The organism is Acinetobacter sp. SFD (assembly GCF_001647575.1).
GTDB lineage: Bacteria > Pseudomonadota > Gammaproteobacteria > Pseudomonadales > Moraxellaceae > Acinetobacter > Acinetobacter pecorum.
This window is the reverse complement of record NZ_LSZJ01000015.1, coordinates 126,344-141,360: the sequence shown is the minus strand read 5'-3', so window position 1 is coordinate 141,360 and position 15,017 is coordinate 126,344. Positions and strand designations below refer to the sequence as shown.

Here is a 15,017-nt window from a genome sequence, read left to right as displayed (position 1 = left end):
TTAATCAGAAAACAGTCAGGTTGATCGGGAACTCTTAAACTGATGTGAGTATCGATCAGGTCCGTCATCCGGTAATGCGCGATAATGCGATAAAGCGCTGCGAGTTCACAACGTGCCTGCCATTCAGCATCTGTGACGAGATTTTTTATTGTCATCATTCCATCCTGGAAAAATATAGCATTTCGATCATTATCTGTTATATCATAATTCTAGAAAAACAGAATATTATTTCATAAAGCGAAATAAATCGTTACAAGGAGTGGATATGCCCACATCACAATTAAACGGACTTGAATATCTCACCGCAATTAAAAATGGGGAAATTCCCAGCTCAGCCATGAGTGAAATTATTCCCATGCGTCTGACCTTGGTGCGCGAAAACTATGTGGAATATGAGGTGCGTCCTGATCAGCGCCATTACAATTTACAGGGTGGAATTCATGGCGGCTTTTGTGCAACGGTTCTAGATAGTGCCACTGGCGCTGCCGTGCATACGACAGTAGATGCAGGTGTTAGTTTCTCGACCATTGACCTGAATGTCAAAATGCTGAAAGCGATGAAAAGCGGCGAAACTTATACAGCTATTGGTGAAGTCATCCGGATCGGGCGTAATGTACTGACCTCAGAAGGCCGAATTATCGATAAAGAAGGTAAAGTTTATGCATTTGGTTCAGCGACTTTATTAGTCACTGCCCGTAAGTAAATCATTACACTGATGTAATCAATCCCTGCATGTGCAGGGATTTTTATTTTGAAAGAAAAATCCCAATAAAAAAATGCCATGCATATCACATATACATGGCATTTAGGTGATGACTTAAGATGTTGCAGCTTCAGGGTTTTCAATCACCATCGCCAGGCCTTGACCCAGACCAATACACAGACTGATCACGGCATATTTTTTACCGGTACGCTGTAACTGACGTGCAACGGTTAAAGCTAAACGCGCACCCGAACAGCCCAGTGGATGACCAATGGCAATCGCACCACCATTTGGATTGACACGCGGATCATCCAAAGCGACATCCAGACCTTTCAGGCAAGATAATACCTGACTGGCAAAGGCTTCATTAATCTCGATGATATCCATATCGTCTAGCGTCAAACCCGCACGCTGTACTGCCTTTTTAATTGCTTCAATTGGGCCTGCTCCCATGATGCGTGGCTCAATGCCAGCGGCTGCAGAAGACAGGATACGAGCGAGAGGTTTTAAGCCATACAGTTCCTGCACTTTTTCACTGCCGATAATCAGTGCTGCAGCGCCGTCATTGATACCTGATGCATTACCCGCTGTTACTACACCACCTTCGAAAAGCGGTTTTAACTTGGATAAAGCTTCAAATGTTGAAGAAGCACGTGGATGCTCATCCTCAGTAATTTGTTTAGGCGGCAATTTGCGTCCTTGAGAAACTTCAATCGGGGTAATTTCACCTTCAAAGAAACCTGCTTCTTTCGCTGCCTGATATTTTGCCTGTGATGCAGCAGCAAAGGTATCAGCCTGTTCACGGCTAATACCGAATTCTTCAGCCACGTTATCACCTGTTTCAGGCATGCTGTGCGCGCCAAACTGATCCGTAAATTTACGGTTCGGGAAACGGGTACCAATCGTGGTGTCATAAATTTTGGCATCACGTGAATAAGCACTCTCTGCTTTACCCATTACAAAAGGTGCGCGGGTCATGCTTTCTACGCCACCGGCAATGTACAACTCGCCTTCACCTGCAGTAATGGCACGTGCCGAATCAATCACAGCACCGAGACCTGATGCACATAAGCGGTTTACCGTCTGACCCGGAATTGTTACCGGCATACCTGCTAACAATGCTGCAAAACGTGCCACATTACGGCTGTCTTCACCGGCCTGATTGGTACTACCAAAAATTACATCCTCTACATCTGCTGCCGGAATACCGGTTTTTTCCAGCAGGTTTTTAATTACGGTCGCTGCCAGATCATCTGGGCGTACGCTTGACAGACTTCCTGCATGGCGACCGATTGGTGAACGTAAACCATCATAAATATATGCATTTAACATGAGTGTTATTCCTTTAACTTTTTAATTAATTTGTTGTATGAACAAGAGGCAGACCAAGCTGAACACGGCGACGCAACCAAGGACTTGGACGGTAACGCTGGTCACGGGTAATCGCAGTCATACGGTCTAATATTTTCAGGATTTTTTCAGCACCCAGTACATCCCCCCATTCAATAGGGCCATATGGATAGCCAAGGCCTAGTTTCACTGCGATATTGATATCTTCTACCGTTGCAACGCCTTGCTGGGCAATATCACAGCCGAGATTCACAATCATTGCCAAAGCACGTTGAGCCACAAAGCCGACGCTTTCCTGAATTACGCTGACGGTCATACCATCCAGATTGAAAATCGATTGGGCTGCTTTTATTAGCTCAGGTTGGGTGACAAAAGTTGGCATCAAGGTACGGTGTTTATTCAGACCATATAGCAGATCGATACACACCACTTGCTGAGGTGCCACATGATAACGAACAGCGGCTGATGTTGCATCTTCACCATAAGTGGCAATCAGGATTAAAGCCTCTGCTGAAGGTATCTCAGTTTGCTCAATCTGAATGTTGAACTGTTGCAGATATTGCTCAAGTGCCTGACGGTCTTCACTATATTCTGTGCCTAGCCAGACTGCTGGATATTGATCGAGTTTTTCAACCAATGCTGGAGCCACATCACCTACTTTGCTGCCCGAGGTGTAATCATAAAAACCTTTACCGGTTTTACGACCTAACTGCTTGGCAATAAAACGCTGACGGGTAATCACGCTTGGACGGTAACGTGCTTCTTCATAATACTGGTGATAAATCGATTCACTCACCGGATGCGAGACATCCATACCGGTCAGATCACCTAATTCAAACGGCCCCATCTTGAAACCGATTCCGTCACGGTAGATCCTGTCAATATCATAAAATGGTGTGACATTTTCATTCAGAATTGCATAGGCTTCGCTACCAAAGGCACGGCCGGCATGGTTAATGATAAACCCTGGCGTATCTTTAGCTTTGACCGGACGATGACCCATTTTTGTCGAGAGCTGGGTTAATGCTTCAATAATGTCAGCACGGGTGTTAAAGCCTTCAATCACTTCGACCACTTTCATCAGTGGTACCGGATTAAAGAAGTGATAACCGGCAACACGTTCTGGCTGCTTACAGTTGGCGGCGATTGCGCTAATCGACAATGAAGATGTATTGGATGCCAGAATCGCTTCTGGTTTTATAATTCCTTCCAGTTGCTGCATCAATTTTTGCTTGATTTCCAGATTTTCAATAATCGCTTCAACAATTAAGTCACAATCTTTCAGGTCTTCTAGCTGCTGCGCAGTCGACAGATGAGCAATATCTTCAGCGGCTTTTTCATGGCTGAATTTACCTTTATCTGCCAAGGTATTTAATGTTTTGGCCAGTTTGTCCTGTGCCTGTTCGGCTGCCCCTTCTTTGGCATCAAACAGTACAACATCATGACCAGACTGAATCGCGATCTGGGCAATACCTGCACCCATCGTGCCTACACCAATAATGCCAATTTTTTGAATCTGAATACTCATGCTTATCGTCCCTGATAATTCGGTTTACGTTTTTCGATAAAGGCCTGCATGCCTTCTTTTTGATCTTCTGAAGAAAACAGCATCTGGAAAGACTTACGTTCCAGGGTAAGTCCGGCATTGAGCGGCACATCTTCGGCCAATAAAGCCACTTCCTTGATTTGCTCCAAGGCAATTGGTGGCATTTTTGCCAGCCCTTCTGCCATCTTGATGGCAGTTGCAAGGGTTTCACTGTCTTCAGTCACCTGGGACACCAGGCCAATTTGATAGGCTTCCGGTGCAGGTACCAGACAACCGGTCATGATCATGCGCATGGCATGAAATTTGCCAACTGCACGGAATAAGCGCTGGGTACCACCTGCACCCGGCATGACACCCACTTTTACTTCAGGCTGACCAAACTGGGCACTTTTCCCGGCAATAATAATGTCTGCATGCATGGCCAGTTCACAGCCACCACCCAGTGCATAACCGTTTACAGCTGCAATCACCGGTTTGGAACATTGTGCAATCGCCTGCCAGTAACGTTCAGTCCGACGCTGCATCATCTGGATGGTTTCTGCATTGGCCAGTTCTTTCAGGTCTGCGCCTGCTGCAAAATCTGTTTCACCACCGGTAAGAATAATGGCACGGACATTTTCATCATCATTCAGTTGCAGAAAAGCCGCCGCAAGTTTCTGGCGAACTTCTGTATTCAAGGCATTTTTCGCTTCTGGTCGATGAATTTTAACCATCGCTACATGTGCTGAAACTTGTTCTACTTGAACTACCTGTTCCATTAAAATCTCCATTTATTTTGTATAGCGAAATTTTATTTTATATAAAACTAAGGTTTCTCAAGCTATAAATCAAGGATTTTTAACCCCAGAATTCAAAAAAGTTATTTTTAAATAAAAATAGAGTAAAAACTCTTGTTCAATTTCTCATTTTATGATTAATTAATTTCGCAATACGGAATTAATTATTTTAAATGCAATCTGGTTATTCATTTCAATGAATAATCACCATAAGGCAGAACTTAGAAGTAATTTACGAAATCAAATTTTCCAGTAATGAGATGATTTTGATTTAGCGTAAAGCGTGAAAAATCGAATGTAGCCTGATAATAAATGCAGCGGCTGTTGTGTGTAGAGCAAGTCTGTTAAATCAGGAAAACTATGTTTCCGTGAGGAAGAAAAATGGATTTAGCGGTAGCAGAGGAAATGCTACTTTGAATATATAGAGGATATAAGAATGACAAGCGATACCATCGTAACAGGAGACAATAAAACCGATGTCTCCTCCACGGATACCATCAAACAGGCACCAAAACGTCTATGGATGACGGCTTTTGTCTTTGCTTTTCTGATTTTGCTCTGTGACGGTGCAGATATCGGGATTCTGGCTTTTAGTCTGACCAGTCTTAAAGCGGAATGGGGCCTAACTTCTGTACAGGCGGGGGCCTTGGGAAGTTATTCTCTTTTAGGTATGGGGATTGGAGGCTTTATTGGTGGATGGGCATGCGACAAATTTGGACGTGTCCGCGTCATTGTACTGGCAACCATCGCCTTCTCGATCTTGTCTGCCTACTCAGGTTTTGCGCAGTCTTATACTGAATTTGCAATGTTACGTACTCTGTCCTGCTTAGGTCTGGGCTGCTTGTATATTGCCTGTAATACCTTGATGTCTGAATATGTGCCTACCAAATACCGTACCACAGTGCTGGCAACATTGATGACCGGCTTCACTCTGGGTTCTCTGGTGATTACCATGCTTTCAGGCTGGATTATTCCTGAGTTCGGCTGGCGTATGCTGTATTGGATTACGATTGCACCTTTAGCACTCGGTATCCTCATGCACTTTATGGTGCCTGAACCAGAATCGTGGAAACGTGTTCGGGAAATGAAAAGAACCGGCCAGATCGTGGATAATAATGCGAAAAAAGGCAATCCATATATCACCATTTTAAAAGATAAAACCCACGGCAGAATGTTTATCTTATGGTCATTCAGCTCAGGTTTTCTCTTATTCGGTTATTTCGGTGTAAGTAACTGGCTGCCAAGTTATCTTGAAGCTGAATTAGGCATCAAGTTTAAAGAAATGGCGATCTATATGATTGGTACTTTCTTGACCATGATATTCGCCAAAATCATTGCGGGCTATGTTGCTGACAAGATTGGCCGTCGTATCGTGTTTGCTTTCGGCACCATGGGTACTGCGCTGTTCATTCCGGTCGTGGTCTACATGCACACTCCAGACAACATCGGTGTACTGATGCTGATCTTTGGTTTCCTGTACGGCATTCCATATGCCATTAATGCAACCTATCTGACTGAAAGCTTCCCGACTGCAGTTCGTGGAACAGCCGTGGGTGGTGCATTCAATATTGGCCGGATCGGTGCCATTTTTGCCCCGATTACCATTGGCTATCTGGCCATGCATGGCTCAATTGGAACTGGCTTGATGGTGATGGGCGCTGCCTACTTCTTCTGCGGCTTAATTCCGGCCCTGTTTATTAAAGACCGTTTATACGATCCGCAAAAAGCAGAATAAATACTCTCCGGAAGACAGTACAACTTGCTGTCTTCCTCTTTCTCCAATTATTGACCACACGTATAGAAAGGTTTCCTTTCATTCAGGATTAAAAGTTTCTTTAGGGATTAAGAAATGAAAAAATTAGTTTTAGCTACATTGTGCGGTATTGCATCAGGAACTGTACTTTCAGCAGAAGTATCGGAAGATCGTATCCAGTTTCTAGAAGCACAGCTCAAACAGATTCAGTCCGAACTGGAACAGCAAAAACAATCGCAGCTTGCTTTGAAAGTACAGCAGGAACAGTCTAAAGTAGCAGAATCCAAAAGTTTAAGTAGCATGATGGACAATGTTGATGTGTATGGAATGATCCGTCTGGATGGCGCGATTGATTTTAAGAGTACGCCAGAAACCCGTGGCCGTACCATTAACCAGATCAATAAAGTGCCTTTTACTGAACCTGATTCAGTCCGTTCCGATTTCACTGCAGCCGCCAGCCGTATTGGTTTTCTGGCCAAAGATCTGGGAGGTAATCCGAATATTTCCGCACGTCTGGAAGCTGATTTCTGGACCAACAATGGCAAAGGTGATGGTGGCCTCCGTATCCGTCATGCATATTTTAAATATTATAACTGGACTTTTGGTCAGGCCTGGTCACTCATGTCTACGCCGGAAATTAGCACCGATGCGGTAGACTACAGTTTATTGCTCGGTGGTTCGATCTTACGTACTCCCCAGGTCAGTTATGCGTTTAAGCTTGATCCGGAAAATACCTGGAATGTCGGCTTGGAATATATGGCCGGTGGTGATCGCTCCTCTGCCTTACCTGCCTTAACCACCAAATTTGTACATCAATCCGGTCCGCTACATCTGTTAGCTCAAGGCTTTATCAATGAAAAGCAGGCGCAAACCGCGACAGGTGATATCGAGAAAGTTGGCTGGGGGGTTGGTGCTGGTGGACGTTATCGTTTTGATGATAGAAACTCTATTCAGGGCAATTATTTCCATATAGTAGGCGATCAGCGTATTGCTGCCTTTTTAATTCAAGGTTCTACGGTTGACGGTGCAGCTTGGGGTGGCGACTATTCGGTTGATACAGCCAATAATGAACTTTTACTGAATGAGTTTAACAGTTTGAATATCGGATTTACGCATAAATTCACACCGAAATGGCGTAGCAGTATTGCAGCCAGTGTGGTCGATTTTGATGATTCTAGCGATTATGCTAAAGCCAATCCGGAAGCCAATAAGCGCTTAACCGACTATGTGGCTAACGTGATCTATTCTCCTGTTCCAAAGATTAATCTGGGTGCAGAATATCATCATGGCAAGCGTGAAACCTTTGACAATAAGGAAGCAGATATTTCGCGTATCAACCTCTCTGCCAACTATAGTTTTTAAGGCCTCAGGAGACAAGGATGTCAGCCCAAGGGCAAATTTCACGCCGTTTCATGTTCATGATGGCAATGACCTGCGCACTTTGCGCAGGTTGTAATTATTTTAACCAGCCCTTGATTTATTCTATTGCAGAGGATCTGCAGATCAGTGTAGCCCAGTCTGGCTGGACTGTAGTATTGACCCAGATTGGCTATGCCACCGGGTTATTTTTGTTTGTCCCTCTGGGGGATTTGTTCGAAAAACGGCTGTACATCTGCAGTTTAATGTTCTGTACCGGACTGGCACTTATTGGGCTTTCAGCCAGTACCAATCTGCATATGTTGTATGGCTTTACTCTGCTCGCCTCTTTTTGTTCGATTACCACCCAGATTCTGATTCCTTTTGCCGCCAGCCTGTCGCAACGTGATAAAAGTGCCGAAGTCGTTGGCCTGCTCATGAGTGGTGTTCTGGTGGGTATTCTGTTTGCCCGTACCGTAGCCGGACTGATTTCTACTTTATGGTCCTGGCATGCGGTATACCTATTTAGTGGTTGTGCAATTCTTCTGCTAAGTCTGGCGATGTGGTTCCAGTTGCCGAGCACCAAGAGCCAGTTGCAGATGAATATATTGCAAATTTATCGCTCACTATTTACCTTTGCCCGAACAGAACCCATGCTGATCCGGCGTAGTATGATCGGAGGTTTGGGTTTTGGCATGCTGAGTATTATCTTTACTACCATGACTTTTATTCTGGCTGAAGCACCGTATCATTTTAATGATTTCCAGATTGGTCTCATGGGTATTGTGGGTGTGGTCGGCATCTGGTCCTCTCAGTGGACTGGTAAAATGATTGGCAGACATCGGGAAAAATGGATTGCGCACCTGGCCACATGTGGACTGATTCTGGCCTGGATTCCCTTATTCTTTGCCCAGAACTATTTATGGATTTATATCCTGGGCTTGATTCTGGCTTATTTTGGAATTTCCTGTTTGCATGTCTTGAACCAGAATCTGGTCTATCGAATTTCAATGCAGGCACGCTCGCGGATTAATGCCATCTATATGACCTGTTATTTTTCAGGTGCCGGTCTGGGAGCATTTTTATCGCTGCATTTATGGAAAAGCTATGGCTGGTCTGCCTGTGTCATTTTAGGTTTTATTTTTGCCCTCTTGATCTTTGTGATTAACTATTATGATTTAAACCAAGAAAGAAATTTAGCCAATATTCAGCCTGAGCCTTAAATACTGTTAAAAACCTTTAGAGGTTAAAAGCTTATTTTTTTATCCCGCTTTCTATATCAAGTGCAAATTCTAAAGATGATATGCTCATAAAAATAGAAAAAATTTTGAGGCCTGTTTAACATTTCCTTTCTCTCTGAAGAGTGGTTGAAAATATTGATATCTTAACTTTTTAGAGTTAATTCAATTTACTATTTTCCATTGCGAGATAAACAGATTTCAATTCAGTTAAAGGTGCTGGTTTTGCATAAAAGAAGCCTTGTAGCAAATCACAGCCCTGTTGATAGAGCAAACTGGCCTGACTTAAGGTTTCGACCCCTTCTGCGACAACTTCCAAATCCAGCTGATGGGCTAGATGAATAATGGATTGCACAATTGCAGCATCCTGACCATCGAGGGTCAGCTCTTCAATAAAACTACGGTCTAACTTGATTTGATTGATCGGCAAACGACGCAGATAACTGAGACTCGAATAACCTGTGCCAAAGTCATCAATGGCAACCTGTACGCCTAAAGCACGCACCGCTTTTAAAATTTCTATGGTTCGGTCTGCGCCATTAATGATGACACCTTCCGTAATTTCAATTTTAAGTAGTTCCGGCGGTAATTGACTGAGTTGAAGCGCATGTTCAAGTACCTGTAGAAAGCCTGCTCTACGGAATTGTAAGGGAGAAATATTCACCGATACCGTGATCTGGCTATTATGTTTCTTGTTCCAGTGCGCAATATCTAAACAGGCCTTTTCCAGCACCCACTGGCCTACACTAATAATCTGCCCGGTTCTTTCTGCAAGAGGGATAAAAATTGCTGGGGAAATATAACCCTGTTGCGGATGACACCAACGGATTAAGGCTTCCACACCTGTTACATGTCCAGTTTCAGGATGAACCAGCGGCTGATAGAACAGGTCGAAATTTTCCTGATTGATCGCTTCCATAAGTTCCAGACGCAGATTGGTATAATCTATTTCTGCGACAGGCTGCATTTTGTTTTTTTCATACCACTGCCAGATGTTACGCCCCTGTCTTTTGGCTTCCTGCATTGCCAAAACAGACTGATAGATCAGTTCAGATGAATGCTGGATTGAGCTGTCATCCGCCACAATACCAATACTGGCACTTAAATGTATTTTGTACTGATCAATAACAAAAAGTATGGAAAGAAGCTCAAGAATTTCTCCAGCGATCGCCTCCACTTCAGATGATTCATATATTCCTGAAAGCAGTAAGATAAACTCATCTTCAGCAAAGCGGCATAGCACGTTATCATCTTGAATAAATTTTTGCAGCCGTTCACCCACACTTTTAAGAATCTGATCCCCCACCAGATGACCCAAGCTGTCATTAATATTTTTAAAGTCATCCAGGTCTATATATAGCAGCACCAAAGGTTCTGAACTCTCATGCTGTACTTCAAAAATATTTTCCAGAATTTGCTTAAATGCATGCTGGTTCGGCAAACCGGTTAAATAATCATGGGTATGCTGATGCCGGATATATTCTTCGTGAATAAGTTGCTGGGTAATATCTTCCTGAATTCCTAGAAAATGGGTACAGGTTCCAGTCTGATCAAAAATAGGACCTAGGGTTAAACGGTTCCAGAACCAGCTGCCATCTTTACAGTAACTTTTTATGGTGACCTGAATTTCTTTTTGTTTTTTAACTGCTTGCTTGAGTAATGAAATTTGATCCGGATCAGTATCTGGACCCTGCAAGAAAAAACAGCCTTGCCCTAAAACTTCTGTTTCTGTATAGCCTGTGAGCTTGAGAAAAGCCGGGTTCACATATACCATTAACCTTTCTTCTGAAACATCGGTAATAAAAAGACTATTCGGACTGGCTTCTACTCCCCGTTTTAATAAACGCAAATCCTCCTTGTTTTTACGGGATAAAGTAATATCCCGCGCAATGCCAATAACGCCGGTAACTTTCTGATTTTGTATAATCGGTAAATTGGTCAAATCCAGCCATAAAATATCTCCAGTAACATTATAGATTGGAAGCTCAAAATGTTGAGATTTACCTTGCAGCGTTTCTATAAATGAAAAGTTGGCCAGCTCATGAAATTCGGGCGGTATAAAAGCACAATAATGCTGACCACAAATTTGCTCTTTAGAAAATCCTGTAATTTCTTCGCAAGCAATATTGGTAGTAAGCATATGCCCCTGTAAATCAAGTTCAAAAATGATATGGGGATGATAAGTATAAAAAGAACAGTATTTCTCATTAAGCTCCTGTCTTTTTTGACGCTCCTGATCAAGTTCGATTGCGAGGGCCACTAATTTTGCCGCTTGTTTCAAAAGCTCAATATGCTGTTCTGTCGGTATTTTGGGTGCCCGATAATAGGTCGAAAAAGTGCCATATAAAATATCTGAGGCATTTATAATCGGCATAGACCAGCAACTAGACAGCTTTTCTGCATTCACTACAGCACGGTAGGACTGCCAGTTTGGATCTTTCATTAAATTTGGACTAATGACGAGTTGACGCAAAAAAGCAGCTACGCCACAGGTTCCTCGATCAGGACCAATCTTTAAATCTTGGATGACATTACAGTACTCTTTTGAGAAATGCTGCTGGCCACTTATAACATTTAAAGTTTGCGAGTCTTCTCTATAGAGCATAATTGTGACAAGCGCCTCTGGAATACGTGATTCCAGCCATTGGCTAATAATGTCGAGAATAGGTTTGAGTTCAGTATGGCGGCCAATCAGATTAAAAATATGAAAAATATCTTGATCATCACAATTATTATGCATTCAGACTATCACCTTCCTTAGCTTGTTAACATTTTAGACTTATTCTTAAGATAATCATTAGCAAAAGTTTATATGTACATCTTAAAAGTGCGAAATATGCCTCATTTTATGTGTAAAAAAATATTAATATTAAAGTTTAAAAATCACAGCCAAAGCTGTGATTTGAAATTATGTTTCACTCGTTCAAATTTTGATGTCTTATTTTTAGGCTGCTTGTTGACGACTGTCCACTAATTTACAGCCAGTCTTCCTTTGCAACTCCTCAAAACTTAAGCCATCCACTATTTCAATAACCTGAGCTTGGCCATCTTTTAATTCAATCACACAGAGATCGGTATAAATGCGGTTGACACACTGCTTACCTGTTAGAGGATAAGTTAGTTCTTCAACGATTTTTGCTTCACCGTTTTTGGTCATATGCTCCATACAGACATAGACACATCGAGCACCCACGGCCAGATCCATTGCACCGCCTACAGCAGGTACAGCATCAGCATTACCGGTATGCCAGTTCGCCAGATCACCATTAATAGCAACCTGAAAGGCACCCATGATACAGATATCCAGATGCCCGCCTCGCATGATATCGAAAGAGTCCGCAGAATTCATAAAACTGCCACCTTGTAGCATGCTTACGAGTTCTTTACCGGCGTTAATCAGGTCATCATCTGCCTGTTCAGGATCATTCAAGGCAGCAAAACCTAAAACGCCATTTTCCGAGTGCAGAATTACTCCTTGTTCAGGTTTTAAATAACCAGCCACGCGTGTCGGTAAACCAATACCCAAATTCACAAAAGAGCCAGCTGGAATGTCTTGTGCCACTTTAGCCACAATCTGTTCACGGCTACGTTTTTGAATATTCATCATTTAATATCTCCAACCTTGACCACATGCTGTACAAAAATTCCCGGCGTTACGATGATCTCTGGATCAAGCTCTCCCAGTTCCACAATCTGATGCACTTGTGCAATGGTGGTTTTTGCTGCTTTGGCCATGATCGGACCAAAATTCCGTGCTGCCTTACGGTAGGTCAAGTTGCCCCACTGATCTGCCTGATTGGCATATACCAAGGCATAATCAGCATGAATCGGATATTCCAGCACATAATCTTTTCCATTGATATTTCGGGTTTCTTTACCTTCAGCAATTTTGGTACCAAAACCGGTTGGAGTAAAAACAGCTCCTAAGCCTGCACCGGCTGCCTGAATACGGCAGGCCAGATTGCCTTGTGGCACCAGTTCCAGTTCAACTTTTCCTGCCTTATACAGGTCTTCAAAGACGGTTGAGTTATTGGCCCGCGGGAATGAACAGATCATTTTTTTAACCAGTCCAGACAACAGCAGATTGGTTAGACCACGATCTCCAGAAGCAGCATTGTTGTTAATAATGGTTAAGTCTCGAGGACCAAGATCAATTAATGCTTCGATTAATTCGACCGGCTGACCTGCCAGGCCAAAACCACTGGTCATAATGTGTGCACCATCAGGAATTTGCTTGAGTACCGTCTCGATATCCTGCGTGATTTTATTCATCATATTGCTTCCTAGCATGTTCTATCTATATTGCAATTGCAGATTAATCTGCCTTTTGCGGATCAAATAAGCGGTCTTTAATAAAGAAAGCGGGTATCAGGCCACAAAGAAAATAGGCAATGCCCATGATCAGTAAACCCGTACCAATTGAGCCTCCTTGAGCAAAATAACCAATGGTAAGAGGTGCAAACACAGCACCCAGTCTGCCTACGTTATAGGCACCACCCACGGCTGTTCCACGCACTTTGGTGGAGAAGCTTTCTGTCATGTAAGTCGCATTAATACCGTATGGAATACCATAGAGAAAACCAAAAAATAACATCAGCCAGAGAATGTTATCCGGCGTATTACCAAAGACAATCACAGGGATAAAAATTGCAGTACCCATAGTGCCGAAAGCAAATACCGCACGACGGCCAATCCGGTCAGCGATAAAACCGGCAATAACCTTGGTACACATCATGATCAGGAAAGTTCCGATCATATACATGGTCATTTCTTTAAACTTGATTCCCAGATCAGTCTCTAAGTAGGCCGGTAACCAGTTGCTGACTCCATAATAGCCAAACTGTAAAAATGCGGTACTGAAGGACCAGAGGATAAACATGCGACGGCTGAGTGCATCTTCAAAAATCATTTTGAAAGTGTTCTTGGGCTTTTCCTGCACAATGCCACTGGCTTTTGCATCCAGTCGGGCCTGACGTGCTTCTAACCAGGCTTTCGGTTCAGGCACCAAAAAGTACATCGCGAAAGCCAGTACAATTGGAATAATGGCAATATAATAGAGGTATCGCCAGCCAAACTCAGGTAATAACCATCCAGCCAGAACAGTTGCGACCACCGAGCCTAAAGTCCAGCCAGTCATGAGCGTTGCCAATACTGTAGAGCGATATTTGGTGGGTACATACTCTGCCATGAGTGTGTTACAGGCAATATATAGAGCACCTAGTCCAATCGCAGACGTAAATCGCAGCCATTTGAACTGATCATAACTTTCCACGAATCCCAACCAGAAGGTTAATGAAGAAAATAATGCAATGGCAATGACGATAACACGAACCCGGCCAAAACGGTCACATGCCCAGCCACCAAAAAAACCGCCGATAGCCATGCCTGCAAGTGTCCAGCTTCCCAAGGCACCGGCCTGCATATTACTTAATGAAAATTCTTGTTTCAGACTGGTCAGACTGTAGGCTAATAATGCAATATCAGCACCATCAACCAGTAATGCCAAAAATGAGAAGATAAAGGCCAGAATCCAGACTTTTTGCTTGGGTTCGTTTCCACCTTCTACCTGGTGTTGTTGTGAACTGATCGTATCCATAATGCTCTTTCTACTTTTCGGCACTCCTGTGCCTTTTAAAAATCAATATTTCACTTAATTATTTAATTGAAATATATAATATTTATTGATCATTATCACGCTTTAACAAAGTGATATAAAAATGCTTTTCAAGGTTTTTAAAAATTGAATACGGTGAAATCACATAGCAATCTACAAATAGATGTGATTAAGCCGCGATGCTTAACCCCGAAAACAATCTAGCCAGCAATGCTGGCTAGAGGGAGATCTCAGGTTTAGTTGCAAAAGGCTGCAATTCCGGTTTGTGCACGTCCTAAAATCAGGGCATGTACATCGTGGGTACCTTCATAGGTATTTACCACTTCCAGATTAACCAGATGACGGGCTACACCGAATTCATCGCTAATCCCATTACCGCCCATCATGTCACGGGCCAAACGGGCAATATCCAGTGCCTTACCGCAGTTATTACGCTTAATTAAAGATGTACCTTCAACTGAAGCAATACCCTCATCCTTCATGCGGCCAAAACGTAAAGCCACCTGTAAGCCAAGGGCAATTTCAGTTTGCATGTCTGCCAGTTTTTTCTGGATCAGCTGATTCGCAGCAAGTGGTCGGCCAAACTGTTTACGGTCCATGGTGTACTGATGCGCGGTATGCCAGCAGAATTCTGCAGCTCCCATCGCACCCCATGCAATCCCGTAACGCGCACTGTTCAAG

At 43.2% G+C, this 15,017-nt stretch carries 12 protein-coding genes and 1 pseudogene; 4 read left to right on the top strand and 9 right to left on the bottom strand.

The window, feature by feature from the left end:
* A pseudogene (locus AY605_RS12880) lies at positions 1 to 155 on the bottom strand (class II aldolase/adducin family protein); the annotation flags it as partial.
* 110 nt (positions 156 to 265) lie between these two features.
* Between AY605_RS12880 and AY605_RS12875 the strand changes: the two are divergent.
* Positions 266 to 703, top strand: coding sequence for a PaaI family thioesterase (locus AY605_RS12875; protein WP_004730966.1), 438 nt, complete (start codon positions 266 to 268; stop codon positions 701 to 703).
* Positions 704 to 817: 114 nt separating this feature from the next.
* On the opposite strand, the gene AY605_RS12870 is transcribed toward AY605_RS12875, so the two are convergent.
* From AY605_RS12870 to AY605_RS12860, 3 genes are read right to left on the bottom strand one after another with little or no spacing between them, the layout of a single operon-like run.
* Positions 818 to 2,035, bottom strand: coding sequence for a 3-oxoadipyl-CoA thiolase (locus tag AY605_RS12870; protein WP_064096776.1), 1,218 nt, complete (start codon positions 2,033 to 2,035; stop codon positions 818 to 820).
* 25 nt (positions 2,036 to 2,060) lie between these two features.
* Positions 2,061 to 3,581 (bottom strand): 3-hydroxyacyl-CoA dehydrogenase, encoded by a 1,521-nt coding sequence (locus AY605_RS12865; protein WP_064096775.1) that lies wholly within the window; start codon positions 3,579 to 3,581, stop codon positions 2,061 to 2,063.
* 2 nt (positions 3,582 to 3,583) lie between these two features.
* Positions 3,584 to 4,357 carry an enoyl-CoA hydratase gene (locus tag AY605_RS12860; RefSeq protein ID WP_005096905.1) on the bottom strand — a complete coding sequence of 258 codons (774 nt, stop codon included), beginning with the start codon at positions 4,355 to 4,357 and terminating at the stop codon, positions 3,584 to 3,586.
* Between the two features lie 454 nt (positions 4,358 to 4,811).
* Here AY605_RS12860 and AY605_RS12855 point away from each other — a divergent pair, with 454 nt between their 5' ends.
* The 3 genes from AY605_RS12855 (at position 4,812) to AY605_RS12845 (ending at position 8,707) form a co-directional block, all read left to right on the top strand.
* On the top strand, positions 4,812 to 6,110 hold the full coding sequence (locus AY605_RS12855; protein ID WP_064096774.1) for an MFS transporter: 1,299 nt from the start codon (positions 4,812 to 4,814) through the stop codon (positions 6,108 to 6,110).
* A gap of 114 nt (positions 6,111 to 6,224) precedes the next feature.
* The gene (locus AY605_RS12850) at positions 6,225 to 7,490 is read left to right on the top strand and encodes a DcaP family trimeric outer membrane transporter (protein ID WP_064096773.1); all 1,266 of its coding nucleotides are present in this window, start codon (positions 6,225 to 6,227) and stop codon (positions 7,488 to 7,490) included.
* Between the two features lie 17 nt (positions 7,491 to 7,507).
* Positions 7,508 to 8,707 carry an MFS transporter gene (locus tag AY605_RS12845; RefSeq protein WP_064096772.1) on the top strand — a complete coding sequence of 400 codons (1,200 nt, stop codon included), beginning with the start codon at positions 7,508 to 7,510 and terminating at the stop codon, positions 8,705 to 8,707.
* A gap of 175 nt (positions 8,708 to 8,882) precedes the next feature.
* Here the strand turns inward: AY605_RS12845 and AY605_RS12840 are convergent, their stop codons facing one another.
* The 5 genes from AY605_RS12840 to AY605_RS12820 form a co-directional block, all read right to left on the bottom strand.
* A complete protein-coding gene (locus tag AY605_RS12840; RefSeq protein ID WP_064096771.1) occupies positions 8,883 to 11,462 on the bottom strand; it encodes an EAL domain-containing protein in 2,580 nt (859 codons plus the stop codon).
* Positions 11,463 to 11,666: 204 nt separating this feature from the next.
* On the bottom strand, positions 11,667 to 12,326 hold the full coding sequence (locus tag AY605_RS12835; RefSeq protein WP_064096840.1) for a 3-oxoacid CoA-transferase subunit B: 660 nt from the start codon (positions 12,324 to 12,326) through the stop codon (positions 11,667 to 11,669).
* On the bottom strand, positions 12,326 to 12,997 hold the full coding sequence (locus AY605_RS12830) for a 3-oxoacid CoA-transferase subunit A (RefSeq protein ID WP_064096770.1): 672 nt from the start codon (positions 12,995 to 12,997) through the stop codon (positions 12,326 to 12,328). Before AY605_RS12830 ends, AY605_RS12835 begins: the two co-directional genes overlap by 1 nt.
* A 40-nt stretch (positions 12,998 to 13,037) precedes the next feature.
* Positions 13,038 to 14,318 (bottom strand): MFS transporter, encoded by a 1,281-nt coding sequence (locus AY605_RS12825; protein ID WP_064096769.1) that lies wholly within the window; start codon positions 14,316 to 14,318, stop codon positions 13,038 to 13,040.
* Between the two features lie 254 nt (positions 14,319 to 14,572).
* A partial coding sequence (locus AY605_RS12820; protein ID WP_265732887.1) for an acyl-CoA dehydrogenase family protein occupies positions 14,573 to 15,017 on the bottom strand: 445 nt, incomplete at its 5' end.

Coding starts and splice junctions, on each gene's coding strand:
- AY605_RS12875 (WP_004730966.1), top strand. CDS start 266: ATGCCCACATCACAATTAAACGGACTTGAATATCTCACCGCAATTAAA.
- AY605_RS12870 (WP_064096776.1), bottom strand. CDS start 2,035: ATGTTAAATGCATATATTTATGATGGTTTACGTTCACCAATCGGTCGC.
- AY605_RS12865 (WP_064096775.1), bottom strand. CDS start 3,581: ATGAGTATTCAGATTCAAAAAATTGGCATTATTGGTGTAGGCACGATG.
- AY605_RS12860 (WP_005096905.1), bottom strand. CDS start 4,357: ATGGAACAGGTAGTTCAAGTAGAACAAGTTTCAGCACATGTAGCGATG.
- AY605_RS12855 (WP_064096774.1), top strand. CDS start 4,812: ATGACAAGCGATACCATCGTAACAGGAGACAATAAAACCGATGTCTCC.
- AY605_RS12850 (WP_064096773.1), top strand. CDS start 6,225: ATGAAAAAATTAGTTTTAGCTACATTGTGCGGTATTGCATCAGGAACT.
- AY605_RS12845 (WP_064096772.1), top strand. CDS start 7,508: ATGTCAGCCCAAGGGCAAATTTCACGCCGTTTCATGTTCATGATGGCA.
- AY605_RS12840 (WP_064096771.1), bottom strand. CDS start 11,462: ATGCATAATAATTGTGATGATCAAGATATTTTTCATATTTTTAATCTG.
- AY605_RS12835 (WP_064096840.1), bottom strand. CDS start 12,326: ATGAATATTCAAAAACGTAGCCGTGAACAGATTGTGGCTAAAGTGGCA.
- AY605_RS12830 (WP_064096770.1), bottom strand. CDS start 12,997: ATGATGAATAAAATCACGCAGGATATCGAGACGGTACTCAAGCAAATT.
- AY605_RS12825 (WP_064096769.1), bottom strand. CDS start 14,318: ATGGATACGATCAGTTCACAACAACACCAGGTAGAAGGTGGAAACGAA.